General features: G+C 67.4%; 17 protein-coding genes. 13 read left to right on the top strand and 4 right to left on the bottom strand.

Annotation, left to right across the window (positions count from 1 at the left end; genetic code table 11):
- The first annotated feature begins 163 nt into the window (after positions 1-163).
- From OG474_RS03090 to OG474_RS03065, 6 genes are all read left to right on the top strand, one after another.
- On the top strand, positions 164-1366 hold the full coding sequence (locus OG474_RS03090) for a cysteine desulfurase family protein (protein WP_405060633.1): 1203 nt from the start codon (positions 164-166) through the stop codon (positions 1364-1366).
- A complete protein-coding gene (gene mnmA / locus OG474_RS03085; RefSeq protein ID WP_405060632.1) occupies positions 1366-2457 on the top strand; it encodes a tRNA 2-thiouridine(34) synthase MnmA in 1092 nt (363 codons plus the stop codon). Before OG474_RS03090 ends, mnmA begins: the two co-directional genes overlap by 1 nt.
- Positions 2454-3431, top strand: a complete 978-nt coding sequence (locus OG474_RS03080; RefSeq protein WP_405060631.1) for a methionine synthase vitamin-B12 independent — start codon at positions 2454-2456, stop codon at positions 3429-3431. The genes mnmA and OG474_RS03080 overlap by 4 nt, the downstream gene beginning before the upstream one ends.
- A 915-nt stretch (positions 3432-4346) precedes the next feature.
- Positions 4347-6455, top strand: a complete 2109-nt coding sequence (gene ligA / locus OG474_RS03075; RefSeq protein ID WP_405060630.1) for an NAD-dependent DNA ligase LigA — start codon at positions 4347-4349, stop codon at positions 6453-6455.
- A gap of 74 nt (positions 6456-6529) precedes the next feature.
- Positions 6530-7990 (top strand): hypothetical protein, encoded by a 1461-nt coding sequence (locus OG474_RS03070; protein ID WP_405060629.1) that lies wholly within the window; start codon positions 6530-6532, stop codon positions 7988-7990.
- 19 nt (positions 7991-8009) lie between these two features.
- Entirely contained in the window at positions 8010-8234 is a 225-nt protein-coding gene (locus tag OG474_RS03065) for a hypothetical protein (RefSeq protein WP_405060628.1), read from the top strand.
- A 28-nt stretch (positions 8235-8262) separates the two neighbouring features.
- Here OG474_RS03065 and OG474_RS03060 read toward each other — a convergent pair whose 3' ends face one another.
- On the bottom strand, positions 8263-8910 hold the full coding sequence (locus OG474_RS03060; RefSeq protein ID WP_405060627.1) for an ACT domain-containing protein: 648 nt from the start codon (positions 8908-8910) through the stop codon (positions 8263-8265).
- Positions 8911-9133: 223 nt separating this feature from the next.
- Between OG474_RS03060 and gatC the strand changes: the two genes are divergently transcribed.
- The 3 genes from gatC to gatB are packed head-to-tail and all read left to right on the top strand — an operon-like array spanning position 9134 to position 12430.
- Positions 9134-9430, top strand: coding sequence for an Asp-tRNA(Asn)/Glu-tRNA(Gln) amidotransferase subunit GatC (gene gatC / locus OG474_RS03055; RefSeq protein WP_132177301.1), 297 nt, complete (start codon positions 9134-9136; stop codon positions 9428-9430).
- A gap of 1 nt (position 9431) precedes the next feature.
- Positions 9432-10937, top strand: coding sequence for an Asp-tRNA(Asn)/Glu-tRNA(Gln) amidotransferase subunit GatA (gene gatA / locus OG474_RS03050; protein WP_405060626.1), 1506 nt, complete (start codon positions 9432-9434; stop codon positions 10935-10937).
- Positions 10934-12430, top strand: coding sequence for an Asp-tRNA(Asn)/Glu-tRNA(Gln) amidotransferase subunit GatB (gene gatB, locus OG474_RS03045; protein WP_405060625.1), 1497 nt, complete (start codon positions 10934-10936; stop codon positions 12428-12430). The genes gatA and gatB overlap by 4 nt, the downstream gene beginning before the upstream one ends.
- Here the strand turns inward: gatB and OG474_RS03040 are convergent.
- The 3 genes from OG474_RS03040 to OG474_RS03030 all read right to left on the bottom strand — a co-directional run bounded on the left by OG474_RS03040 (position 12357) and on the right by OG474_RS03030 (position 15256).
- The gene (locus OG474_RS03040; RefSeq protein ID WP_405060624.1) at positions 12357-13337 is read right to left on the bottom strand and encodes a hypothetical protein; all 981 of its coding nucleotides are present in this window, start codon (positions 13335-13337) and stop codon (positions 12357-12359) included. The genes gatB and OG474_RS03040 overlap by 74 nt on opposite strands.
- A 6-nt stretch (positions 13338-13343) precedes the next feature.
- Positions 13344-14048, bottom strand: coding sequence for a hypothetical protein (locus OG474_RS03035; RefSeq protein WP_405060623.1), 705 nt, complete (start codon positions 14046-14048; stop codon positions 13344-13346).
- Between the two features lie 140 nt (positions 14049-14188).
- The gene (locus OG474_RS03030) at positions 14189-15256 is read right to left on the bottom strand and encodes a PQQ-dependent sugar dehydrogenase (RefSeq protein ID WP_405060622.1); all 1068 of its coding nucleotides are present in this window, start codon (positions 15254-15256) and stop codon (positions 14189-14191) included.
- Positions 15257-15586: 330 nt separating this feature from the next.
- Between OG474_RS03030 and OG474_RS03025 the strand changes: the two genes are divergently transcribed.
- The 4 genes from OG474_RS03025 to OG474_RS03010 all read left to right on the top strand — a co-directional run bounded on the left by OG474_RS03025 (position 15587) and on the right by OG474_RS03010 (position 26423).
- Entirely contained in the window at positions 15587-18340 is a 2754-nt protein-coding gene (locus tag OG474_RS03025; RefSeq protein WP_405060621.1) for a LamG-like jellyroll fold domain-containing protein, read from the top strand.
- Positions 18341-18353: 13 nt separating this feature from the next.
- A complete protein-coding gene (locus tag OG474_RS03020) occupies positions 18354-25040 on the top strand; it encodes a polymorphic toxin-type HINT domain-containing protein (RefSeq protein ID WP_405060620.1) in 6687 nt (2228 codons plus the stop codon).
- 13 nt (positions 25041-25053) lie between these two features.
- On the top strand, positions 25054-25461 hold the full coding sequence (locus tag OG474_RS03015; RefSeq protein ID WP_405060619.1) for a hypothetical protein: 408 nt from the start codon (positions 25054-25056) through the stop codon (positions 25459-25461).
- A 251-nt stretch (positions 25462-25712) separates the two neighbouring features.
- Positions 25713-26423: a hypothetical protein gene (locus OG474_RS03010; protein WP_405060618.1), complete on the top strand. Its 711-nt coding sequence runs from the start codon at positions 25713-25715 to the stop codon at positions 26421-26423.
- Positions 26424-26426 lie beyond the last annotated feature (3 nt).

The raw sequence follows: 26426 nt of genomic DNA, 5'->3' as shown, positions 1-26426 counted from the left end.
TCCTCAGAAGCGGGCAGCTACCTGATGCGATGCTAGGTCGCCGTACCGCCTCTGGACTTGTCGGATCCGACAAGTGATCACGCTGTGTTCGTCCAGTCCGACAAACGGGCAATCGCGGTGCTGGATCGGGAACATCCCGGCAGGACTTACTCTTGAAGGTGTTATGACCTCTTTGCGCCCTCGTGCGGTCTACCTCGATCACGCTGCGACGACTCCGATGCTCCCCGCGGCGATCGAGGCGATGGCTGCGCACCTGGGGCGCACCGGAAATGCCTCGTCGCTGCACGGCGCCGGCCGGGCCGCGCGCCGGACGGTCGAGGAGTCCCGGGAGACCATCGCCGCGGCGCTGGGAGCGCAGCCGAGCGAGGTCGTCTTCACCTCCGGTGGCACCGAGGCCGACAACCTGGCCCTGAAGGGGCTGTGGTGGGCGCGCCTGTCCGAGGACCCGCGCCGCCGCCGCATCCTGCTCAGCGGCATCGAGCACCACGCAGTGCTGGACCCGGCCGTCTGGCTGGCTCAGCACGAGGGCGCCGAGATCGAGTGGCTGCCGGTCGACGAGCTCGGCCGCGTCCGGCCGGAGGACGTCCGCCGGGCGATCGAGACCGCGCCCGAGACGGTGTCCTTCATCACGGTGATGATGGCCAACAACGAGGTCGGCACCCTGCAGCCCATCCAGGACGTCGCCGCGCTGGCCGCCGAGTGGGGGATCCCCGTGCACACCGACGCCGTCCAGGCGATCGGGCAGGTGCCGGTGGACTTCGCTGCGCTGGGTGTCGACGCGCTCACAGTCTCTGCGCACAAGCTGGGCGGGCCGTACGGCGTGGGCGCGCTGATCGTCCACAAGGAGACCAAGCTGACCCCTGTGCAGCACGGTGGCGGCCAGGAGCGCGACGTACGCTCCGGCACGCTGGATGCGCCGGCCATTGCAGGATTCGCAGTCGCTGTGGAGCACTCGATCGCGGACCAGCCGCTGGAGGCGGCCCGGCTGACCAATCTGCGGGACACGCTGATCAAGGGCGTGCTCGAGACCGTCGACGGCGCGCAACTGTCGGGGGACCCAGCCGGCCGCTTGCCGGGTAACGCACACTTGTCCTTCAGCGGCTGTGAGGGCGACTCGCTCTTGCTGCTGCTCGATGCGCGCGGGATCGAGGTCTCCACCGGGTCCGCGTGCAACGCCGGGGTCGCCGAGCCGAGTCACGTGCTGCTGGCGATGGGGTACGACGACCAGCGGGCACGCGGGTCGCTGCGCTTCACCCTGGGACACACGTCGAGTCAGTCCGACATCGACGCCGTACTGGAGAACATCGGACCGGTGGTGGAGCGGGCGCAGTCCGCCGGTCTGCAGAACGTGGGAAGGAACACCTGATGCGGGTACTCGCAGCCATGTCCGGCGGAGTCGACTCCGCCGTCGCGGCGGCGCGGATGGTCGAGGCCGGGCACGACGTGGTCGGAGTGCACCTGGCGCTGAGCCGCAACCCGCAGTCGTACCGGACCGGTGCGCGCGGATGCTGCACCATCGAGGACTCCCGCGACGCGCGCCGGGCCGCCGACGTCATCGGCATCCCGTTCTACATCTGGGACCTGGCCGAGCGCTTCCACGCCGACGTGGTCGAGGACTTCGTCGCCGAGTACGCGGCGGGCCGCACCCCGAACCCGTGCCTGCGCTGCAACGAGAAGGTCAAGTTCAGCGCCGTACTCGAGCGAGCGCTCGCACTGGACTTCGACGCGGTCGTGACCGGCCACTACGCGCGCATCGTCGACACTCCGGCGGGGCGCGAGCTGCACCGCGCAGTGGACCCGGCCAAGGACCAGTCGTATGTGCTGGGTGTCCTCACGCAGGAGCAGCTGGCGCACGCGTTATTCCCGCTCGGTGACACGGTCAAGACCGAGATCCGCGAGGAGGCCGCCCGCCGCGGGCTGGCCGTGGCGGACAAGCCGGACAGCCACGACATCTGCTTCATTGCCGACGGCAACACCGCGGGCTTCCTCAGCCAGCACCTGGGGGAGGCGCCGGGGGACATCGTCGACGCACAGGGCAACAAGCTCGGCGACCACAGCGGTACCCACGCCTTCACCGTCGGCCAGCGCAAGGGCCTGCGGATTGGTACGCCGGCCGCCGATGGCAAGCCGCGGTTCGTGCTTGACATCAGCCCGGTGGACCGCACCGTCACGGTCGGATCGCGTGCGGAGCTCGCCGTGACCGGCCTGACCGCGTCGAAGCCGCGCTGGTGCGGCCCGGTGCCGACGTCCGAGCTGCAGGTGACCGCACAGCTCCGTGCGCACGGCGAGGAGATCGCAGTGACCGCACGCCTCGAGGGAGACCAGGTTCTGGTCGACTTCGACGAGCCCGCCTCCGCAGTCGCACCCGGACAGGCCGTAGTCCTGTACGACGGCACCCGCGTCATCGGGTCCGCCACCATCGACGCGGTCGCGCGCGTCGCCGCGCAGCACGCGTGAGGACCACAGGGCTCGGCTCGCTGCCGGGCGACGACATGCGCGAGTGGACCAAGGTCCTGCTCGAAGCAGTCGACATCCCTTTCCTGCCTGAGCTGCCGGCCCGCCCGTACGGCGACATGCTGAGCCGAGCGATCGCTCTGGTGACCGAGCTCGCTGCGGACCTGCAGCCGGCCGGGTGGCGGCTCACAGGTGGCGGGGACGCGACGGCGAGTCTGGATCAGCGTCGGGCGCGCGCACTGCTGCGCGAAGACCTGGACGTGCTGGAGGAGTACGCGGACGGCTATGTGGGTCCGCTGAAGGTGCAGGTCACCGGTCCGTGGACGCTGGCCGCGACAGTCGAGCGGCCGCGCGGTGACAAGATCCTGGCCGACCATGGCGCTCGCCGTGATCTCGCGCAGGCCTTGGCATACGGCGTGGAGCTACACCTGGCTGAGGTCCGCAAGCGTCTGCCCGGAGCCGACGTCGTACTGCAGGTTGATGAGCCCGCACTGCCCGCCGTACTGGCTGGAGCTATCCCGACTGCCTCTGGCTGGGGAAAGCACCGGTCGATCGACGGTCCGGGTGCGGTTGAGCTTCTGAGCTTGTTCACCGGCTTCGGACCCACAGTGGTGCACTGCTGCGCTGCGCGGCCGCCGATCGAGGTATTCACGCGATCCGGTGCGTCTGGCATCGCTGTGGACATCTCACTGCTCAACGAGCCCGGTTGGGAGCAGTTGGCGATCGCGACCGAGGCCGGCTCGACCATCTACGCCGGACTCGTCCCCACGACCGGAGCCCTGCCGAACCAGGCGCAGGCCGCCGCACCGCTCATCCGCCGCTGGCGAGAGCTCGGCCTGGACCCGGAGCTGATGAAGAAGGTCGTCATCACCCCCGCCTGCGGCCTCGCCGCCTCCCCGTCCCCCCGAGACGCCCAAGCCCGCCTGGCCCTCCTCCGCAAAATCGTCGACACAGTAGGCGAAGCCGCCGACGCCTGAAATCCCCTAACGTCCGAAACCCCGCAGTACGTGGCCCGCGTGTCTTTCGGACGTTGTGCTGTAGGGATGCGGCCGGTGGCCGAGGTTGGGCTTCTGGGTTGTGGTTGCTGCCGACGATCAGGAGGCTTGGTACCTGACCCGTCGCGGTGGTTGCTGCCTGCGCCCCCGGTCCACCGCTGCCCGCCGGCAGCACCCGGCGACCGATCCCGGCCACAATCCGGGGGCTTGAACAAGAACCAGTGGCCTTGAACAAAGGTATGACCTGTCCACGCCCTCCGCTGAGTGTTCACACCCCCAACTTGTGGCCGTGGCGAGTGAACCCATTGTCGGGCTGGGGAGCGAAACCGCCCGAAAACGACCAGTAGGACTCCCCGGCCCAGCTCGCACCACCAACCCCCAGCCGCCCGCAGCCCACGATCACCAGCAACGGGAACCTTGATCGCGGACGGTGCTGCGGCCCCGGCCATAGCCCGTCAGCCCCAGGCAAGGTGAACGCGATCGCCGACCGCACCATCTCCTCAGCCACCGCCGTGCCGCGCCCGAAGGCTTCAGTGGCCGCCGGAGGCGGGCGAATCCGCCTTTGTGGAAACAAATGTGCACCCAGCGACCACGATGTTCCACAAAGTGGGCAGGTCCGAGCTCCGCCGGCGATGCGGGGCTGCGCGCGGTGGTGGTGGGCGAGTCGCCGCGCGGATGCAGGTTTGGGGAGTCCCGCAGGTGGAGGTCCGGGCCTTGGGCACGCATCAACCATGGAACGCCGCTTGAAATGGTTGGACCGTGCTCAAGGCCTCGCGGTCGCGCCGCCTTGAGCACCCATCGACCGTTTTTCGAGGGGATCCGTGACTGAACGGTGCTCAAGGGCGTGGTGGGTGGTCGAGCGGCGGTTTTGTCGGGGGGCGGCGGTAGGTTTTGCTTATGAGCGAGGAGATTCCGGGGGCACCGGTTGACGTGCGTGAGCGGCATGCTGCCTTGAGCAACGAGATCGAGGAGCACCGGGCGAGGTACTACCTGGGCAGCTCGGTCATCTCCGATGCCGACTTCGACGCGTTGATGCATGAGCTGCAGGCGATCGAGGAGCAGTACAACGAGCTTCGTACGCCGGACTCGCCGACGCAGAAGGTCGGTGTGCCGATCTCGACGCTGTTCGCGCCGATCGAGCATCCGATGCGGATGGAGAGTCTGGCCAACGCGTTCTCGCCGGAGCAGATGGAGGCCTGGGCGAAGCGGCTCGAGCGTGAGGTCACGGTCCAGCAGATCCACGACTCGGGATTCCTGTGTGAGCTGAAGGTCGACGGCCTTGCCCTCGATCTCGTCTACGAGAACGGTCGTCTCGTCAGCGGCGGGACCCGCGGCGACGGCCGGACCGGCGAGGACGTGACGGCCAACGTGCGGACGATCAAGACCATCCCGGAGCAGTTGCGGGGCGACGACGTACCGGCGTTTCTCGAGGTCCGGGGCGAGGTCTACTTCCGGGTGGAGGACTTCACCGAGCTGAACGCGCAGCTGGCCGAGGCCGGCAAGGACGTCTTCTCCAACCCCCGCAACAGCGCGGCCGGATCGCTGCGGCAGAAGGATTCGGGGGTGTCGGCGAATCGCCCGCTGCGGTTCGTGGTGCACGGCCTGGGCAAGGTCGAGGGACACCGGCTCGGGCGGCTCTCCTCGGCGTACGAGCAACTGAAGGCCTGGGGCCTGCCGGTGAGCGACCGTGCGCGCCGGGTCGAGACGCTGGCCGAGGTCAACGAGTTCATCGCCTACTACGGCGAGAACCGGCATTCGGTCGACCACGAGATCGACGGCGTCGTGGTGAAGATCGACGAGATCGACCTGCAGCGGGCGCTCGGTTCCACGTCGAGCGCGCCGCGCTGGGCGATCGCGTTCAAGTATCCGCCGGAGGAAGTCACCACCAAGCTCGTCGACATCGAGGTGAACGTCGGCCGCACCGGCCGGGTCACGCCGTTCGGTCACATGGAGCCGGTCCGCGTCGCCGGGTCGACGGTCGAGTACTCGACACTCCACAACGCCAAGGAGGTCGCCCGCAAGGACGTCCGCCCGGGCGACACCGTCGTACTGCGTAAGGCGGGCGACGTGATTCCGGAGATCCTCGGTCCGGTCGTCGAGCTGCGGCCGAAGGACCTGCCGGCCTGGGTGATGCCGACGCGCTGCCCGTGGTGCGACACCCGGCTGGCACCGGCCAAGGAGTCCGACGTCGACATCCGCTGTCCCAACGCGCAGTTCTGTGAGGGGCAGATCCGGGAGCGGCTGTTCTACCTCGCCGGACGGTCGGCGTTCGATATCGAAGGACTCGGGTTCAAGGCGGCGGACGCGTTGATCCGCGACGGCCTGATCGCCGACGAGGGCGACCTGTTCGCGCTCACCGAGGAGCAACTGGCCGCGAGCTCGTTCTTCACCACCAAGGCCGGTGCGTTGTCGGCCAATGCCCGCAAACTGGTCGCGAATCTGCAGGACGCCAAGACCAAACCGCTCAACCGCGGTCTGGTCGCGCTGTCGATCCGGCATGTCGGCCCGACGGCGGCGGAGGCGCTGACCGAGGTGTACGACGACATCGAGGACATCCGTGCCGCGACCGAGGAGCAACTGGCCGAGATCGAAGGCGTCGGCCCGACCATCGCGCAGGCGATGATCGAGTGGTTCGAGGTCGACTGGCACCAGGCGATCGTGGACAAGTGGAAGGCCGCGGGCGTGGTGCTGCGGCAGGAGCGCAGCGGGCCGACCGTCGAGCAGACGCTGACCGGGGTGTCGGTCGTGGTCACCGGGACGGTCGAGGGGTTCAGCCGCGACGAAGCCACCGAGGCGATCGTCTCCCGCGGCGGCAAGGTTGCCGGGTCGGTGTCGAAGAAGACCTCGTTCGTCGTGGTCGGCGACTCGCCGGGATCGAAGTACGACAAGGCGGTCCAGCTCGGCGTACCGGTCCTGGACGCGGCGGGATTCCAGGTGCTGCTGGACGAAGGCGCCGAGGCAGCGAGCGCGGTTGCGACAACTCCGGAGCAAGAACCAGCCGACTGATCGGATCCGGCGGCTGGGCTGAGCCGTCGGACTGTTAGCTTTGCACGTCCACGCATGGGTCAAAGGGAGCGAATATGACGACGCCGCCACAGGGACCGTGGGGTTCCGGGCAGCCGGGGGGCCAGCCGGGCGGACAGCAGGGGGATCAAGGAGGTCAGGGTGGCTGGGGACAACAGCCTCCTGCCCAGGGCGGTTGGGGGCAGAACCCGCAACAGCCCCAGCAGCCTCAGGGCCAGCCTCCGCAGCAGGGCCAGCCCCCTCAGCAGGGCCAGCCGCAGCAGGGTGGTGGCGGTTGGGGTCAGCAGCCTGGACGGCCGCAGCCCGGTCAGCCGCAGGGCCAGCCCCCGCAGGGTCAACCCCCTCAGCAGGGTCAGCCGCAGCAGGGTCAGCCTGCCCAGGGCTGGGGCCAGCGTGCGCCGCAGCAGGGTGAGCAGCCGTACCAGCAGCAGGCCTGGGGCCAGCAGGGCAACCAGCAGCAGGGCGGTTGGCACCAGCAGCAGGGTGGTCAGCCCGGCCAGCAGCCGTGGCAGCAGGGCCCCGGCGGTTCCAAGGGCCCGGGCGGTCTGAGCAAGGACAAGATGCCGCTGGTGATCGGTGGCGGTGTCGTCGGCATCCTGCTGATCGGCCTGATCATCTTTCTCATCGTGCGCGGACTCGGCGGCGACGATACGCCGGCCGCCAACGACCCGGGTGTCTCGCAGCCGACCAACGGTGGCGACGCCGGGAAGGCGTCCGGCCAGGCGGAGAACGTGACGCAGAAGCTCAGCGGTATCGGCTTCCAGTGCACCGACCTGTTCAACACCGACGCCGGTGCGCACCGCGGCTGCTTCAAGTACGACGGCCCGACCCAGGTCGACGCGATCTTCCAGTTCGCCAAGGACGGGACGATCATCAGCACCCAGCTGACCTCGCGTGACGACGACAACCGGAACAACGCCGCGGTCAGCTTCGACGCCGCGCTGCAGGCGCTCGGCAACGACACCTTCGGCGGCAGCGAGGTGAAGAAGATCCAGGACGCGGTCAAGACCGGTCAGAAGTCGGATCGGGTCGGTACGTCGTGGGGCGAGTTCCGGCTTGGCAACGACAGCTCGCTGACCCTGTCCGGGCGCAAGTCCGGTGAGGACTCGTTCAAGCTGCCGGAGAAGACCTGGCAGACCACCGAGGCGCAGCTGCTGGCCGGGCTGAAGGCGAAGGCCTACGACTGCAAGACCATCTGCTCCAAGAAGATCGGTGACTTCGGGACGCAGCGGATCTACGGCTTCGGGACCTCCGGCGGTGGCATCAAGAAGCTGGAGATCAGCGTCTCCGCGCGCAAGAACGACGCAGAGAAGGCCTGGCCGGCGGTCGTGGACGATGCCTTCGGCACGCTCAAGGGCTCGGACTCCGCGGCGCTGAAGGAGTTCATCGCCAAGCACAGTGACGGCAAGCCCGTGGCGGCCTACGTCGGTGGCTGGCGGGTCGAGGTCCGCAACAACGACCGGGACGACTATTTGTCCCGGACGATTAGCATCGACGCTGAGTCGTATTACGTCTGAGACGATCGGCGGAGACCTGATGAAGCTGCCCCGGGAGAAGCGGGACGAACAGGCGGTGGTGACACCACCGCCTGAGGCCGTGCAGCGTGTCGAGGGGGGCGGGGCCTGGGGCCCCACCCAGTTCGACCTCCCGGAGCGCAGCGGCAGCAACAGCCAGTCGATCTGGATCGTGTCGCTGGTCGGCGTCCTGGTGCTGCTGGTCCTCGCGGGCCTGTGGACCCTGACCTACTTCCAGCTCGGATAGCTGGAAGCCTCAGATTGCTTGCGCCGGCTCAGGCAGTGGCGCGGATGGTGACTGCGAGTGAGGCGAGGTAGCTCAGTCGAGCGACCTCCGAGCCGAGGAACTCCGGCCCGCCACGGCGGCCGACCAGGATGATCCGGCGCTCGGACTCCAACGGCGCCGCGACCAGCACGGACTCCGCGAGCCCCTTGTGGCCGAGTGGCGCTTCCAGCGTGGTGGCCTTCTCCAGCGGCAGCCAGGCCGAGGCCACGTCACCGAACTCCGGAGTGGCGCTGGTCTCCAGCACGACCTTCACCTCTGAACCCGTCCCGTCGAGCAGGACGGCCCAGTCGGCGTGCAGCACGGCCGGGGTCTGCTCGATCAGAAGGTCGATCGCGTCCGCCGGGGCCGAGGTCATCTGCTCGACGGCTTCGAGGTCCATGTGCAGTCCGCCGCCGGCGCCGTACCGGGAGAACCAGATCACCTCGACGTCGTCCACGCTGTTGCAGGCCGAGACGAGGCGGTCCGGCAGCACGCCGGGGGGCAGGTCGACCACGATGTCGTCGACGGCCGTCCCGTTCTCACGGCGGTGCTCGACGATCTCGATGGCGTGGATGTCGGCGTTCACCTCACCGAGGGCGGTGGCCACGGTGCCGAGGGAACCAGGCCGGTCCGGGATGATCAATCGCAGCAGGAACACCGAACGATCATCTCCCAGCCGATCACCTTGCACATAACGCCCTGTCGCCGCCCATGTTACAGAGCGGAGCCCGCAACACGCCCGGGCCCTCTCGAAGCGTCCTGTGCGGACGGCGGGGGGACGAGGAAATAAACCTGTCACAGCCGCCCCCTAAGATGGCCCGGGTAACGCGTAAGGGTCTTACGTGTTATCTCCAGCAACTGCAGACACATTGGATCGGTTCATGCCATCGATTACCCGCGAAGAGGTTGCGCACCTGGCGCGACTGGCGCGGATCGAGCTCAGCGACGCCGAGCTCGATCACCTCGCGCCACAGCTCGACCAGATCATCACCCTGGTCGGGCAGGTCAGCCAGGTCGCGGCGGACGACATTCCGCCGACCTCGCACGCCCTGCCGCTGACGAACGTGATGCGCGAGGACGAGAACGTCCCGTGCCTCACCCCGGAGCAGGCGCTGTCCGGCGCCCCGGCAGCCGAGGCGCAGCGATTCCGGGTGCCGCGGATCCTGGAGGAGGACTGATATGAGCGACCTCACCAGGAAGACCGCGGCCGAGCTCTCGGAGCTGATGGCTTCGAAGCAGGTCAGCTCTGTCGAGGTGACGCAGGCCCACCTGGACCGGATCGGCGCCGTCGACGGCGCCGTGCACGCGTTCCTGCACGTGGACACCGAGGGTGCGCTGGCCCAGGCCGCCGCCGTGGACGCCAGGCGTGCGGCCGGTGACGAGCTCGGTCCGCTGGCCGGGGTTCCGCTGGCGCTCAAGGACGTGCTGACCCAGGAGGGCGTGCCGACCACCGCCGGCTCGAAGATCCTCGAGGGCTGGAAGCCGCCGTACGACTCGACGGTCGTGAAGCGGCTGAAGGCGGCCGGCATCGTCATCCTCGGCAAGACCAACATGGACGAGTTCGCGATGGGCTCCTCCACCGAGAACTCGGCGTACGGGACGACCCACAACCCGTGGGACCTGGCCCGGATCCCCGGTGGTTCCGGTGGTGGTTCGTCCGCGGCCATCTCGGCGTGGGAGGCACCGCTCGCGATCGGCACCGACACCGGTGGTTCGATCCGGCAGCCGGGTGCGTTCACCGGGACGGTCGGTGTGAAGCCGACGTACGGCGGAACGTCGCGGTACGGCCTGATCGCGCTGGCGTCCTCGCTCGACACCCCGGGCCCGTGCGCCCGGACGACGCTGGATGCGGCACTGCTGCACGAGGCGATCGCCGGGTGGGACCCGATGGACTCCACCTCGATCAACCAGGACGTGCCGCCGGTGGTCGCGGCCGCGCGCAACGGTGACGTGTCCGGTCTGCGGATCGGCGTCGTCAAGGAGCTCGGTGGCGAGGGCTACCAGCCGGGTGTGGAGGCGCGCTTCCACGAGGCGGTCGAGCTGCTCACCAAGCTCGGTGCCGAGGTCGTCGAGGTCTCCTGCCCGCACTTCGAGTACGCGCTCCCGGCGTACTACTTGATCCTGCCGAGCGAGGCCTCGTCCAACCTGGCCAAGTTCGACGCGATGCGTTACGGACTGCGCGTCGGCGACGACGGCACGAACAGTGCGGAGACGGTGACGGGTCTGAGCCGCGAGGCCGGCTTCGGTGACGAGGTCAAGCGCCGCATCATCCTCGGTACGCACGCGCTGTCGAGCGGTTACTACGACGCGTACTACGGCCAGGCGCAGAAGGTGCGGACGCTGATCGCCCGCGACTTCATCAAGGCCTACGAGCAGGTCGACGTACTGGTCTCGCCGGCCACGCCGACGACGGCGTTCGCGATCGGCGACCGGATCAACGACCCGATCGCCATGTACAAGAACGACCTCTGCACGATCCCGTCGAACCTGGCGGGCAACGCGGCGGCCTCCTTCCCGTGCGGCCTGGCCGACGAGGACGGGCTGCCGGTCGGCTTCCACGTGATGGCGCCGGTGATGCGCGACGACCTGCTGTACACAGTCGGTGCCGCGCTCGAGTCCGCGCTGGCCGAGCAGTGGGGCGGCGTACTGATGTCGAAGGCTCCGGAGCTGGAGGTGACCCGATGACCGCGGATGTTGTCGCCATCGACGATGCCCTCGCGCAGTACGACCCGGTCATGGGTCTCGAGGTCCACGTCGAGCTGAACACCAAGTCGAAGATGTTCTGCGGCTGCCCGACCGAGTTCGGCGCCCCGCCGAACACGCAGACCTGCCCGGTCTGCCTCGGTCTGCCGGGCGCGCTGCCGGTGGTGAACCGGCGCGGCGTCGAGTCCGCGATCAAGATCGGCCTCGCGCTGAACTGCGAGATCGCCGAGTGGTGCCGGTTCGCCCGGAAGAACTACTTCTACCCGGACATGCCGAAGAACTTCCAGACCTCGCAGTACGACGAGCCGATCGCCTTCAACGGGTGGTCCGAGGTCGTCGTCGACGGTGAGACGTACCGGATCGAGATCGAGCGCGCCCACATGGAGGAGGACACCGGCAAGTCCACCCACGTGGGTGGGGCGACCGGTCGCATCCAGGGCGCGTCGCACTCGCTGGTCGACTACAACCGGGCCGGCATCCCGCTGATCGAGATCGTCACCAAGACGATCGAGGTGCCGCCGGCCAAGGCCGCCGCGGTCGCTCGCGCGTTCGTCAGCCAGTTGCGCGATCTGCTGCTCGCGCTGGATGTCTCGGACGTCCGGATGGATCAGGGTTCGCTGCGGTGTGACGCCAACGTGTCGCTCAAGCCTTCCGGTACGACGGCGTTGGGGACGCGGACCGAGACCAAGAACGTGAACTCGTTCCGCTCGGTCGAGCGCGCCATCACCTACGAGATCACCCGGCAGGCCGCCGTACTGAACGCGGGCGGCAAGATCCTGCAGGAGACGCGGCACTGGCACGAGGACACCGGGGTCACCACCTCGGGACGGGAGAAGTCGGACGCCGACGACTACCGCTACTTCCCCGAGCCCGACCTGGTCCCGGTCGCGCCGTCGCGCGAATGGGTCGAGGAGCTGCGGGCGACCCTGCCCGAGGCCCCGTCGCTGCGCCGCGCCCGGCTGCAGACGGACTGGGGTTTCACGGACCTCGAGATGCGCGACGTCATCAACAGCGGTGCGCTGGAGTCGATCGTCGCCACTGTCGAGCTCGGCGTTGCCGCTCCGGCTGCCAAGAAGTGGTGGCTGGGTGAGCTGGCGCGTTTCGCCAACGAGTCCGGTACCGACCTCGACGCGCTGCCGGTCGGTCCGGCCGAGGTGGCCCAGGTCCAGAAGCTTGTCGACGAGGGGACCCTCAACGACAAGCTCGCTCGCCAGGTCTTCGAGGGCCTGCTCGCGGGCGAAGGCACTCCGGCCGAGGTCATCGAGAAGCGCGGCCTGGCCCTGGTCTCCGACGACGGCCCCCTGATCGAGGCCATCGAGCGGGCGATCGCAGCCAACCCGGACGTGGTCGAGAAGGTCAACTCCGGCAAGCCGGCAGCAGCCGGCGCGCTCATCGGCGCGGTCATGAAGGACATGCGCGGCCAGGCTGACGCGGCGAAGGTCCGCGAGCTCCTGAACGCCAAGCTAGGTATCTAGTCCGATCTGTGGTGGGGTCTTGCGCCCCACCACAGGTTTGCGAGCTGCGCGGAAGCGGGTTCGCAGGCGGGCGACGTCTACCTCGGGTAGGTGCGCCTCGATCACGTCGTAGGTTTCTTCGATCAACTGACCGGTTGTTCCCAGGAGGCGAACAGGCCGTCGACTTCTGGCGGAGAATCTCGGCAGCTTGTGGTGGGGGAGCGGTGAAGACTGCTCGCAACCGCGCTGCCAGCTGGCGTGGTGTGTGGGTGAGCTCGGCCTCCATCGCGTCCAGGCGTTTGAACGCGAGGACGTGGCCGCTGTAGAGACCGTTCACAGCGTGCAGTACGGCGAGCATCTGGTTGATCATGCGCAGGTACTCGCGTGCCAGCAGCACGGGGTTGTCCCGCTCGGCCAGCATCTGGCAGCGCCAGAACTTGTCGATCGGCCCGTCCTGCTCGACGATCGCGATCGCGAGTCCGCGCGGGTAGGTCGACGCTCGCCGCTGCCATCTGTGGACCAGCTCGGGGCGCGGCCCGCTGATCTCTCGGCCGTCGACGAGTCCCTTGAGCAGGGTCAGGCCGTCCGGATCTGGGACGAACTCGTCGAGCACGAGATCGAGAGTCACGTCGACGGTGCTCGATAAGGCGTGCTCGACGTCGATCGCCAAGTCCTCGAGCGACAGATAGTCGTGCCAGGGGGAGCCGTCGTCCTCCGGTGTGCCCGGGCGAACGCTCGGTGCTGGTGCCAGGCGCTCGGCTGTGGTCGGCGGTCGCGCCCAGAAGACGCCGATTTCTACGTCCGACCAGCGGTCGGCGTCACCCCGAGCGGTGGATCCGCCGAGCATGACGGCATCCACCCCGGGCGTTCCGGCGTAGGCGGTCAGGACAGGAGCGACCGTCGTACGCCGAAACTCGGAGTGGTCCATGCGTGGTCAGGCTGCGTTCGTGCGCGCTGTCTTCTTCTTCGCGCGGGTCTTCCGGGTGGTCTGCGCGGGCTGGCGGCGTACGGGCGGCTCTTGCTCGGTCACCGGCTCAGCCACCGGCTTCGTGACCGGCTCGGTTCGGCGCGGGGGCGGCTCGACGAGGAGCTTCGACTTCGCCACCGGCTGCGGCTCGGGCTCAACCACGGGCTCAGGCTCGGGCTCGGGTTTGCGCTCAGGCTCGACCAGGCGCTGCGGCTCGGGCTCGGTGCCCAGCAGGCGGAGCGCCACCGACGCATCGTCCAGCGCGCACCGCACCTCGTAGTACGACGGGGTGATCACCTCGACCGCCGGCGCATCCGGCCGGTTCCGCACGAGTCCCTGGAACAGACCCCAGAGCGCTCCGACCAGTACGCCGTACACGAATCCCCACAGCAACACCGAGAACGCGGTCAGCGTCGTCTCCGCGACCAGCGTCACGAACACTCCGCTGAGCACTCCGAGCAGCGCGCCCGCACCAGCACTCATCAGAGTCCGGCGCACCACCGGCACCGCCGCCTGTCTGCGCGACAGCCGCAGCTCGGCGCCGACCACCTCCAGGCTCCGTGAGTCCATCCCGAAACTGCGCAGAAAGCCGACTGTCTGTTGAGCATCCTCGAAGCTGCTCACCGAAGCGACAACACTGCTGGGGACGACGGACGCCTGGTCGGGCACCATACCAACTCCTTGAAACTGTTACCTGTGCAAAAGGGCTTCTGCGTAAGGGGATCCTTCCCCACTAGTACCAGACGGCCGAAATCCTCAAACGGTTGACGACTCAGATGTCAGTCATACAACAACTTTCCTTCGGTGGCGCATCACCCGATCGTCACCCGCAGGATCCGATCGTCGCCCTCTCGGGTCTCACCGCGGCCGTCGGTGTTCGACGTCGTCACCCACAACGAACCGTCCGGCGCGACCTCGACCGTCCGCAACCGCCCGTACTCACCCTTGAAGAACGCCTGCGGTTCACCGACCCGCTTCCCGCCCGCCACCGGAATCGCCCACAACCGTTCACCGCGCAACGACGCCATGAAGACGTGGCCTTTGGCGAACGCCGCCCCGCTCGGCGAAGCGTCACTCGTCTTCCACTGGGCGATCGGGTCCACCATCCCGTCCAGCCCCTCGATCCCCTCCGCGGCCGGCCAGCCGTAGTTCGAGCCGGGCGTGATCGCGTTCAGCTCGTCCCACGTGTTCTGCCCGAACTCAGCGGCGTACAGCTGACTCCCGTCGAATGTGAGTCCCTGCACATTGCGATGCCCCTTGGTGATCCACAACCGGCCACCCGGGTTCCCCGGCGCGGCCTTCCCCTCGGTCGTGATCCGCAGCACCTTCCCGCCCAGCGAGTCGTCGTTCTGCGAGTTCGGCCGGTCTCCGCCGTCGCCGGTCCCGACGTACAGGAATCCGTCCGGGCCGAACCGCAACCGCCCGCCGTTGTGGATGGCTGCCTGCGGAATCCCCTGCAGGATCGTGGTCTGCTCCGACAGCCGCCCGTCCTTGTACGCCAGGCGCGCGATCCGGTTGTCGCCGCTCGCCGAGAAATACGCATACACGTACGGCGCCTTCGGGTCGACCGCGAGTCCCAGCAGCCCGCCCTCCGACGAGGGGTCGACCCCGTCCACGGTCCCGACCTCGGTCGCCTTCCCGTCGACAACCCGCTTCACCTTCCCGGAGTCGCGCTCAGCCACCAACGCACTCTTGTCCGGCAAGAACGCCAGCCCCCACGGAACCTGAATCCCGCTCACCACAGTCGACGCCACCGTCAGCTTGACCTGACCACCGCCGGCCGCCGTACTCGACCTGGCCGGCGCCGGAGCCGCCCCGCCCTCCGAACACCCCGCCACAAAAGCCAACGCAGCCACCGTCGCCACAACCCGTCCAACCACGCCGTCTCCTCAGCTAGCAGGTCCCCCCAAGCTATCGCCCCCGTCCCAGCCAATTGCACCAATTGACATTGAGATGAGGGGGTGGGGGCACGTACGCTGCTCTCGTTTGAAGTCTGTCGACTCATACCGCCCCATCCTCTGAGAGCAGTGCACGCGCTTGCGCCTGCCTGCGCTCGGTTGCTGCTGCCCACAGTCGGGTGTCACCCGGGGCGCGAATGAGCATCACGTCACATGGCGTTTGTACGGGATGTCTGTGGTAACCGCGGTCCGCGTTCGAGCAGGACCGCCTTCGCATCTGTGGCTCGGGGGAGTCTAGGAGCGGTGGGACACATGAACGGCTGGAGTCTGCCCAAAAAGCAGCGGAATCGACGTGCACTCGTGGGGTTGTGTGCGCTGGCGGTGGGACTTGGCGGGGCGCTGGTGGTTGAGCCGGCGCAGGCTCAGGCGTCGTCGAGTACGACGACGGTGGCGCAGCAGGATTCGCCGTCGAAGCAGGCGAAGGCGCGCGGTCAGCGGGTCGAGGTGATGGAGAAGCGGTCGGAGACGTCGCAGACCTTCGCCAACCCGGACGGCACGTTCACGCTCGAGCAGCACAGCGTCCCGGTGCGGGTGCAGCGCCCGAGCGGGTGGGTCGATGTCGACACCACGCTGGAGCGCGGCGCCGACGGACAGGTGCGCCCGCGCGCGACGGCCCTGGAGATGGCCTTCTCGGGTGGCGGTACGGCGCCGTTGATCGCGGTGAAGGCCGAGGGGCACGAGCTGAAGCTGAGTTGGCCGGGTGCGCTTCCGGCGCCGGTGCTGAGCGGCGACAGCGCGACGTACCCCAATGTCTTCCCTGACGTGGACCTCAAGGTCACGGCGTCTGCCGAGTCGTACAGCGAGGTGCTGGTCGTCAAGACGCCGGCGGCGGCGCGGCTGCCGCAGTTGCGGAAGCTCGAGCTCGCGGTGGACGCGGGCAAGCTGAAGGTGGCCAAGGCCGCCGGTGGCGTGATCGAGGCGCGCGACACTCTCGGTGCGCTGATCTTCACCGGGCCGGCGCCGGTGGCGTGGGACTCGCGCGGCCGGGCGCAGGCTCCGACCGACCAGGACCGGACGGAGGCACCGCTCGAGGGCGACAAGGTCTCGCAGCTGGGGCTTGCCGTCTCCCAGAAGGCGTTGACGATCAGTCCGGCTCCCGCGCTGCTCAGCGACCCGGCGAACAAGTACCCGCTCCAGATCGACCCGTCGCTCAGCTTCGCGCAGGAGGGCCGGGCGATGCTCAACGAGCGCTACGCGACCACCCCCTCCTGGAACTGGGAGGGCCCCGAAGGCGTGGGGTACCAGTCCTTCGAGCCGTGGAGCCGCAAGCGGCTGATCTACAAGATGCGGCTCGGCGCGCTCGGTAGTGCGCAGATCTCCAAGGCCACCTTCAGCGCCTACGAGACGTGGGCCGCGAGCTGCACGCCGAAGGAAGTCCAGGCCTGGCAGACGACACCGGTCGGTACCGGTGTGAACTGGAGCAACGGCACGGCGGCCGGCGTCTGGAAGCGCAAGCTGTCCTCGGTGGTCGACGCGGTCGGACGGGCCGAGTGCACGCCGGCCGGTAAGTGGCTCGAGTTCGACGTCCGGACCGCGGTGGCGGAAGAGGTCGCGGCGGCCAAGTCCTACGTGTACCTCGGCCTGCGCGCGGCGAGTGAGTCCGATGACATGGCCTGGAAGCGATTCCGCAAGGACGTCAAGCTCGAGGTCATCTACAACAACCCGCCGAAGCTGGCCAGCGCCCGCTTCACCGAGCCGACCTCGGGGTGCTCGACGAACGCGGCGAGCCCGTCCCGGATCAACAGCACCCAGCCGGTCCTGCACCTGAAGATCGTCGACCCCGACAAGCAGTCGTCGTACATCCAGTTCGAGATCTGGCGGAACGGCAAGGACCAGCCCAGCCAGACCGTCAACAGCAGTACGAAGGTCGCCACCAGCACCACCGACTACACGCCGAACCCGCGGATGAACCCGGTCCGGACCAACGAGGTGGTCGGCTGGCGCGGCCGCGCCTTCGACGGTGTCGCCTGGTCCGCCTTCTCGGGGATGTGCTGGTTCATCGTCGACATCGACGCTCCGCCGCCGCCCGCCGTCGAGATCCCCGGGAGCGGCGAGGACCCCGTCTACACGCTGAACGACCGCGTCGACGTCCACATCAAGCAGACCCGCTCCGACCAGAACTACTTCCGCTACACGGTCGACGGCGACGAGCCGACCAGCGTGAATCTCCCGATCGAGAACGGCGAAGCGTCCTTCAGGTACACCTTCGGCCGGACCGGTCCGGCGGTGTTCCGGGCCTGGGCGTACGACCGTGTCGGTAACCAGAGCGGGTACGCCGATCTCGAGGTGACGGTGAAGACCGGTGATGCCGCCGGTATCTGGAAGATGGACGAAGGCACGGGTACGACGTTGGCCGACTCGAGTACGAAGAACCGGCCACTGACGCTCGGCGGTGCGGCGGCGTGGGAGCACGGCGACCGCTGGGACGACGAAGTGGTGAAGAAGGACTGGTCGGTCCTGCTCCCGCCGACCGGCTCGGCGACCTCCGCGGCGACCGACATCCTCAACACCAACAAGAGCTTCACCGTGAGCGCGCGGGTGAAGTTGTCCAACAAGGCCGGCCGGCAGATCGCGTTCAGTGAGAACCGGACAGGATCGAGTGCCTTCACACTCGGCGTCCTGAGCCAGGACCTGACCGACCCCGACAACCCGACCGCCGTCTGGGGCTTCTCGATCCCGGACGCGAACGGCGTGGAGCGGTCGATCGTGCGCTCCGACCCGCTGCCGTACATCGGCGGGGACTGGGTGTACCTGGTCGGCCGGTACAACGACCGTGATCGCTCGATGACGCTGAACGTCATCGCCGACCAGGTGGACTCGCCGTTCTCCGCGACCGCCGCCGCGACGCCCGTCGACAGCGCGGGTGCGGTCCGGCTCGGTTCCGGTGCGGTCGCCGGTACGTCGTACCCGATGGACGGACAGATCGACGACGTCCGCGTCTACCCGGGGCCGATCGACGACGACGCGGTCTTCCAGGACGACCTCAACAGCTCGCCCACCAACTGATCTGAGGACAGCAATGCGCCTGCACAAATCCCGTCCGAGGACCGCGGCTCTGGTCACCCTCCTCGGTGTCAGCCTCGTGGCTGGTGTCGCGTCGTACGTTCCGGAGGCCCAGGCGAAGGGGCCGAAGGCTCCGGCCCCGGTCGTCCAGCCGGAGAAATCCACTCCGGGCAAGAACATCGTACCGGCACCGGCTGAGCAGACGGCCATGCCGCCTTATGCACCTGCCGATCCCGTCTGGCCGGCGCCGACCGTGACGGCGGCCGGCGGGTCGGCGGCCGGTCTGAAAGCGGCCGGCGGCGACTCACCGGTCTCCTTGAGCTTCGTCTCGAAGGGGAAGTCGGCGCAGCCGGCCGGCGCCACCGTCGAGGTCCTCGGTCAGGACGAGAGCAAACGGCTCGGTGTCGCCGGCGTCGTCCTGCGGGTCTCCCGCACCGATGCCCAGGCCACAGCGGCCAAGGCGAAGGTTTCGGTCGACTACTCGAAGTTCGCGGCGGCGTACGGCGGAGACTGGTCGTCCCGGCTCCGGGTGGTCGAGCTCGGCTGCGCCGCGGACGGGAAGTGTGCGGAGAAGCCGCTGGTTGCCAACAGCAATGACACGACCGCGAAGGTGGTCAGCGGTGAGCTCGATCTGGCTGCGGTCTCACCTGCGCGAGCGAAGCAGGCGTCCACGCAGTTCACGACGCTCGCGGTGACCGCGGCGGCCTCCGGATCGACCGGGTCGTACGCCGCCACCACCCTGTCGCCGTCGTCGTCCTGGAACGTCGGGACGCAGACCGGCGACTTCAGCTGGAACTACCCGTTCAGGGTTCCGCCGGGCACCAACGGTCCCCGGCCGGAGCTGTCCATCGGGTACAGCTCGGGCTCGGTCGACGGTCAGATCGCTTCGACCAACAACCAGGCGTCGTGGATCGGTCAGGGGCACAGCCTCGAGGCCGGGTACATCGAGCGGAAGTACGTTTCGTGCTCGGACGACATGACGCCGCAGAGCAACAACAAGACCAAGACCGGTGACCTGTGCTGGAAGTCCGACAACGCGTTCCTCTCGCTGGGTGCGCACTCCGGTGAGCTGTTCAAGCTCAGCTCCGTGGGCAACGTCGACACGTTCCGGTTGAAGAACGACGACGGCTCGCTGATCCAGCGCAAGTACGGCGCCGCGAACGGTGCCGTGGGCAGCAAGGACGACTCGAAGAAGGGCGAGTACTGGGAGGTCACCACGGCCGACGGTACGAAGTACTTCTTCGGGTTGAACCCGAGCCTGACCAACGGCCAGAAGTCCGACTCGGTCAGCACGGTCCCGGTCTTCGGCAACCACGAGGGCGACCCGTGTTACGAGACGGCGTACAAGACGTCGTACTGCCAGCAGGCCTGGCGGTGGAGCGTCGACAAGGTCGTTGACCTGAGCAAGAACCTGATGACCTACCGGTACATCCAGGAGACCAACTACTACGGGCGCAACAACAACGAGGGCTCGTCGCTGTACCAGCGGGCCGGCTACCCGGAGAAGATCGACTACGGCAAGGTCGCCGACGCGACCGAGACGACGAAGGCAGCGCCGGCCCAGGTCACCTTCGAGGTGGCCGAGCGCTGTGTTCCCTCCGGTGCCGTGACCTGTGACCCGGCTCAGCTGACCGAGGCGAACGCCTCCAAGTGGCCGGACACGCCGTTCGACCAGATCTGTACGTCGGCGACCACGTGCCCGAACCGCACCTCGCCGTCGTTCTTCACCCGCAAGCGCCTGGCCACGATCAACACCGGCGTACTGAACAGCAGCAACCGCTACTCGCCGGTCGACAGCTGGACGCTGGTCCAGCAGTTCCCGAACGCCGACACCCCGGCGCTCTGGCTGGCCTCGATCACGCACAAGGGCATGGCCGGTACGCCGATCGCCAACCCGAGCGTGACCTTCATCGGTTCGCCGAAGCCGAACCGCGTCGACGCCACGGGCGACGGTGCGCCGGCGATGAACAAGTACCGCGTGACCAAGATCAACTCCGAGTCCGGCCAGACGACCAACGTCAACTACAGCGATCCGGACTGCACGCCGACCTCGAAGCCGGCCGACGCCGCGGCGAACACCCGACGGTGCTTCCCGGTGTACTGGACCATCGAGGGCGGGGAAGACCCGACGGTGCACTGGTTCCACAAGTACGTGGTCAACTCGGTGACGCTCGAGGACCGAGTGACCGACGGGCCCGACATGCCGACGTACTACGAGTACCTCGGGACGCCGGCCTGGCACTTCGACAACAGCCAGTTCACGATCCCCAAGCAGCGCACCTGGGGTGAGTGGCGCGGCTACGGGAAGGTCAACGTCCGGACCGGTGCGCCGGGTGCCCAGACGCAGACGCAGTCCACCTACTTCCGCGGTATGGACGACGACTACCTGAACCGTGAGGGAACGTCCCGCCGGAACGTCGCCGTCACCGACAGCGAGAACGGGACGTACCCGGACAGCGAGCGCTTCAACGGCTTCGTCCGCGAGCAGATCACGTACAACGGCTCCGGCGGGGAGGACCTGAACGGGACCATCTCCACCCCGTGGACCAGCTCTACCGGCTCGGCGGGCGGCTACACCGCGCTCCTGCTGCGGACGCAGAAGACCGAGACGAAGACCCGGACGAGTCCTGGCAGCTATCGCCGTACCGAGGCACTCACCACCTTCGACGGACGCGGCCGGACGCTGGAGTCGGACGACCGTGGCGACATCGCCACGACCTCCGACGACCGGTGCACGCGGTACACCTACAACGCGAACGACGCACTCTGGCTGTTGGGCTCGGTGAGCCGTGAGGAGAAGGTCTCGGTCGCTTGTACGGCGACGCCGACCCGGCCCGCGGAGGTGATCTCCGACGAGCGCAGCTACTACGACGGCGCCGACAGCCTCACCGATGCGCCGACCCGCGGTCTGCTGACCAAGGTCGACACGATGAGCCGCTGGACGACCGGACCGGTCTACGAGCAGCGCGTCCGCACGGCGTACGACTCGGTCGGTCGTGTGATCGAGACGTACGACGCGCTCAACCGCCGTACCAGCAAGGTCGAGTTCACCCCCACGACCACGGGCCCGGTCACCCAGACCAAGACCACGGACGCGAAGGGCTTCGTCAACATCTCCGTGATCGCGCCCGAGTGGGGCGCCTCCACGGTCGAGATCGACGCGAACCAACGACGTACCGATCTGGCGTACGACGGCCTCGGACGCCTCACCTCGGTGTGGTTGCCGGACCGTCCGCGGTCCGGGACCGGGGCGACGACGGCGTCGATGATCTTCAGCTACTCCGTGCCCAACAACGCACCGAACGTTGTCACGACCCAGCAGCTGAAGCCGGACGGCACCTACAAGGCGAGCCGGACCCTGCTCGACGGATTCCTCCGTCCCCGGCAGGTCCAGACACCGTCGGCCACAGCGGTCGGCCGCATCCTCGCCGACACGAAGTACGACGAGCGCGGCAACGTAGTCTTCAAGGACGGGCCCTACCACGACAGCAACTCGCAGCCGAACAACGTCCTCTTCGTCCCTGCTCAGGAGAACATCCCGGCACGGACCAAGACGACGTACGACGGCGCCAACCGGGCCACCCTGTCGCAGTTCCTGGTCGACAACGCCGAGAAGACCCGCACGACCACCATGTACAGCGGTGGCGCGACCACCGTCGTACCGCCCGAAGGCTCGACGACCACGACGACCCTGGTCGACGCACGCGGCAAGACGACCGAGCTCCGGCAGTACAAGGGGCGCGCGGCAACGGGTGACTACGACGCGACGAAGTACACCTACACCGACGACGACCAGGTCGAAACGGTCACGAACGCGGCCGGCAGCGTCTGGAGCTTCGGCTACGACATCCGCGGCCGCCAGGTGCGCGCGGACGACCCGGACAAGGGGACCACGACGTCGACGTACGACGCGGTGGACCGCCTCACCTCGAGCAAGGACGCTCGTGGTCAGCAGCTGTTCTTCTCGTACGACGAGTTGGACCGGAAGACCGCGGTGCGTTCCGGGGCTGCTGATGGGCCGGTTGTCACGAGCTGGATCTACGACACGTTGGGCAAGGGGATGCTGACGTCGTCGACCCGCACGGTCAACGGCAACGATTACGTCTCCGCGGTCACCGGTTACGACTCGATGGGTCGTCCGACCGGTAGCAAGACGGTCATCCCGGCGTCGGAAGGCGAGCTCAAGGGCACCTACACGACCGCGACGACGTACAACCCCGACGGCAGCATCAACACCGCCGACCTGCCGAAGGTCCCGGGCCTGCCGGACGAGACCATCGGGCTGCACTACGACGCCAACGGCAACCTCGACCAGATGGGCGGCTGGCAGGCGTACGTCAGCGGGGTCACCTACGACGTCTACGGCACGCCGGTGCTGAACCACGTCGGCCAGGAGACCGGACGGACGGCGTACCAGCAGTTCACGTACGAGCGCGGTACCCGCCGCCTGACCGAGATGCAGGTCTCGCGCGAAGGCATCGGCCAGCCGGACGACACCTTCAGCTACACCTACGACGACTCGGCGAACGTCAAGTCGATCTCGCACAAGTACGGCGCCACCGTCGACCTGCAGTGCTTCACGACCGACTACCTCCGCCGTACGACGGAAGCATGGACACCGGGCACGAACTGCTCCGACCCGCGCTCCGCGACGACGCTCGGCGGGCCCGCGCCGTACTGGCAGTCGTACACCTACGACGTGGCCGGCAACCGCCGTACGCTCACCGACCACAAGACGAACGGCGACACCAAGTCGACGTACGCCTACCCGACCTCGACCGCACCCCGACCGCACGCGGTCACGGACGTCACCTCCGCCGGCCCTGGCGGCACCTCCGCCGACTCCTACGGCTACGACGCCTCCGGCAACATGGCGACTCGCGTGGTCGGCGGTGACACCGACAACTTCACCTGGGACGCCGAAGGACACCTCTCCAAGGTCGCCGGACCCGCGGGCGACACCACCTTCGTCTACGACGCCGAAGGCACCCGCCTCATCCGCCACGACCCGAAGGGCGCCAGTCTCTTCCTGGCCTCAGCCGAAATCCGCTGGGACAAGGGCCCGAACCAGTCCGTAGGCTCCACCCGCTACTACGACTTCAACGGCAAGACCATCGCCATGCGGACCACCTCCGCCGCTGTCGAGTACCTCATGCCCGACTCGCAAGGAACCGCCTCGGTCTCCTTCGACGGCGTAACCAACACCATCTCCCGGCGCCTCACCGACCCCTACGGCAACCCCCGAGGCACCCAGTCCCCAACCTGGGAATCAACCTCCCGAGGCTTCGTCAACGGCGTCAACGACGCGTCGACAGGCCTCACCCACCTGGGAGCCCGCGAGTACGACCCGAAGCTGGGCCGCTTCATCAGCGTCGACCCGCTCATCGACCTCACCGACCCGATGACGATGAACGCCTACGCCTACGGCAACAACGCCCCGGCGACGTTCAGTGACCCCGACGGCCTCAAGGCCTTCTACGACGACGACCCCTACGACGACGGCGTCCACGCCCCCCGAGTCCGGCCGCAGACCCAGGTCGACCCGGAGACGCGTCAGAAGCAGATCGAAGTTGCGAACAGGATCACCGAGCACTGGGAAAAGCAGGAGAAGGCCAAGAAGGTCATCAAGGAGGTCGTCAAGGCGCTCGTCAAGATCGCCGCCGACGAGCTAGGCATCACCGACGCCCTGAACTGCTTCACCGAAGGCGACATCGGCGGCTGCATCGCTACGGGTGTCACCGTTCTCAGCTCCTTCGTCGGTGGAATCGCCGCAAAACTCGCCACGAAGTACATTTTCAAACTCGGCAAGTTCGGCAAGCTCCTCGGCAACATCTGGAGCCTCGTCGAGAAGGCCGGCGGCGCGGTCAAGGAATGGGTTGGCTCCAGCAAGGCCCTGAAATGCGAGATCGGCAACTCGTTCGTGCCGGGGACACGTGTTCTCATGGCCGATGGGTCGGAAAAACCGATCGAAGAGCTGAAGCTGGGTGACTCGGTCCTGGCGACGGACGCCAAGACCGGCGCAACCTCTGCACAGCCCGTCGTCCGCACCATTGTTGGTCAAGGTAGTAAAGACCTCGTCGATATCGCAGTCAGCACCGTCAAGGACGGTGCTCGGCAAAGCTCAGAGACGATCACGGCAACTTCGCGGCATCCGTTCTACGTGCGCAGTCTGGGGCGCTGGGTCGACGCCGACAAGCTCGTGCCCGGCGATCGCTTGACCAGCCAGAACTCCGAAGAGTCCGTCGCAGTGATCGCCCGCCAGAGCTACACCCGCATGGCACGCGTCTACAACCTGACGATCGGCGCGCTGCATACCTACTATGTACTCGCGGGCTCTACACCGGTCCTGGTTCACAACTGTGGTACTGGCGAGCTGACCTTCAGGCCTGGCGAAGACGACATTCACTACAACAAGCATGTGCTTGGAGTACTGAAGAACGGGACATCGAAGGATGGAGGTGCAGATATGCCGGAGTTTCTCGATAAGCAGGACTATGTCGCGGGAGCCCGTGACCTCCTCGGCGGAGAGGCTGGGCCCGGCGTATTGGAAGGCACTCGAGGAACGGACACGCTCAGGTTTGACACCGGTACTGGAGCGTTTGGTGTGAAGACAAGCGAAGGAATAGTTCGCACTTTCTTCCGGCCCGCTGGAGGCGAGGACTACTACAGAGGCATCGCGGGTCTCGTGCCTGGCAATTTCTAGATCGGAACGCTCAATGTTGGATATCGATTTCGTCGTTGCCGAGATGACGGCCTCCAGTGGCTGGGCCAGGTTTAGCTCGGCTAAGGACTTCGTGCAGGCATGGAGGTCATTCGTCAGGGAATGCCGCGATGGCTATTCGATGAGTATCTACGAATACGAGAACGACCTTTCAGTAAGGACTGAGATTCAGCTCTTGCTCGACGATGAACGCATGCGGCGGACGGTCGCATTCAGAGAATTCAACGCTGATATCGAGGAAATTGACGGAGAGTTTTCAAGACTCTTGCAGGATGGCCTTGAAATTGGCGATTCGGACGCCCCGTGGTGGAAGCGCGGGGTGCTCAAGGAAGCCGGGGAGGAGCTCGTCGGCGACTTCATGAATATGTTTGGCGTGCATATTCGGACCATTGAGGCTTCTTGAATTAAGGCGTCTGGCATACGGAGAGATGGCGGCGCGTGAAGCGCGCCGACCATCTCTCCCTAGGTGCTGACGCGGTTGTCGCGGCCGGCGCCGTTGGAGACGGTGTGTGCTGATGGAGGATGTCTGGCAAGCGTCCGCCCGCTTGGATGTTGCCGACCCCAGCCCGATTGCAGCTATTGACATTGAGGGCAGGTGCTTGCGCGCCGTAGTCTCGAGCAGCTCGGGGCGCCCACTCATAGCAAGGAAGTTGCATGCGTACACACCTGTCTGCCGTTGCACTGTTGGTTCTCGCCGCCTCGGCTGTTGTCCCGACGACGGCTCAGGCCGCGCCGGCGCGGATCACTGACGAGAACCTGAAGACCATCGACCCGGGGACCAGCTGCGTTCGCGGAGCGAAGCGGCCGTTCGTGAACCAGACCACGCCGCGTCTCAACGCGTTCATTCCGGCGGCCGATGAGTCGGACTGGAGCCAGGGGAACGTCGAGTTCCGGGTCAAGAATCTGGCCGACGGACAAGTGATCTTCACCGGCGTGAGCCCTCAGCGCCCCGTCGGGAACTGGGTCGAGAGCGAGACCAAGCCGACGCTCGCCAATGACACCACCTACTCCTGGCAGGCACGTTTCATCGACGAGGCGGGCGAAGCGTCACCCTGGTCGAGGGGGTGCGAGCTTTCGGTCGACACGGTCCGCCCCGCGATCCCTGACCTCTCGATCAGTCCTGGGCCGTACAAGGTCGGCCAGACCATCACCCTGACCTTCGGCAACGCGGGTTCGACCGACGTCACGAAGTACGGCTACACGATCATGACCTCCGAACCCACCAAGTTCGTTTCGGCTCGTGCCGGTCGGGCCAAGGTGACCCTCGACAGCGCCGGTCCGACGTCGATCAGGGCATGGTCCTACGACCGGGCCGGCACCCAGAGCCACACCATGGATCCGGTCGTGATCATCGTCGGGTCCTGATCG

It is taken from the genome of Kribbella sp. NBC_01505 (assembly GCF_045040285.1).
Lineage (GTDB): Bacteria > Actinomycetota > Actinomycetes > Propionibacteriales > Kribbellaceae > Kribbella.
The sequence above is the reverse complement of the archived record's forward strand: the minus strand, read 5'-3'. Positions and strand labels throughout refer to the sequence as shown.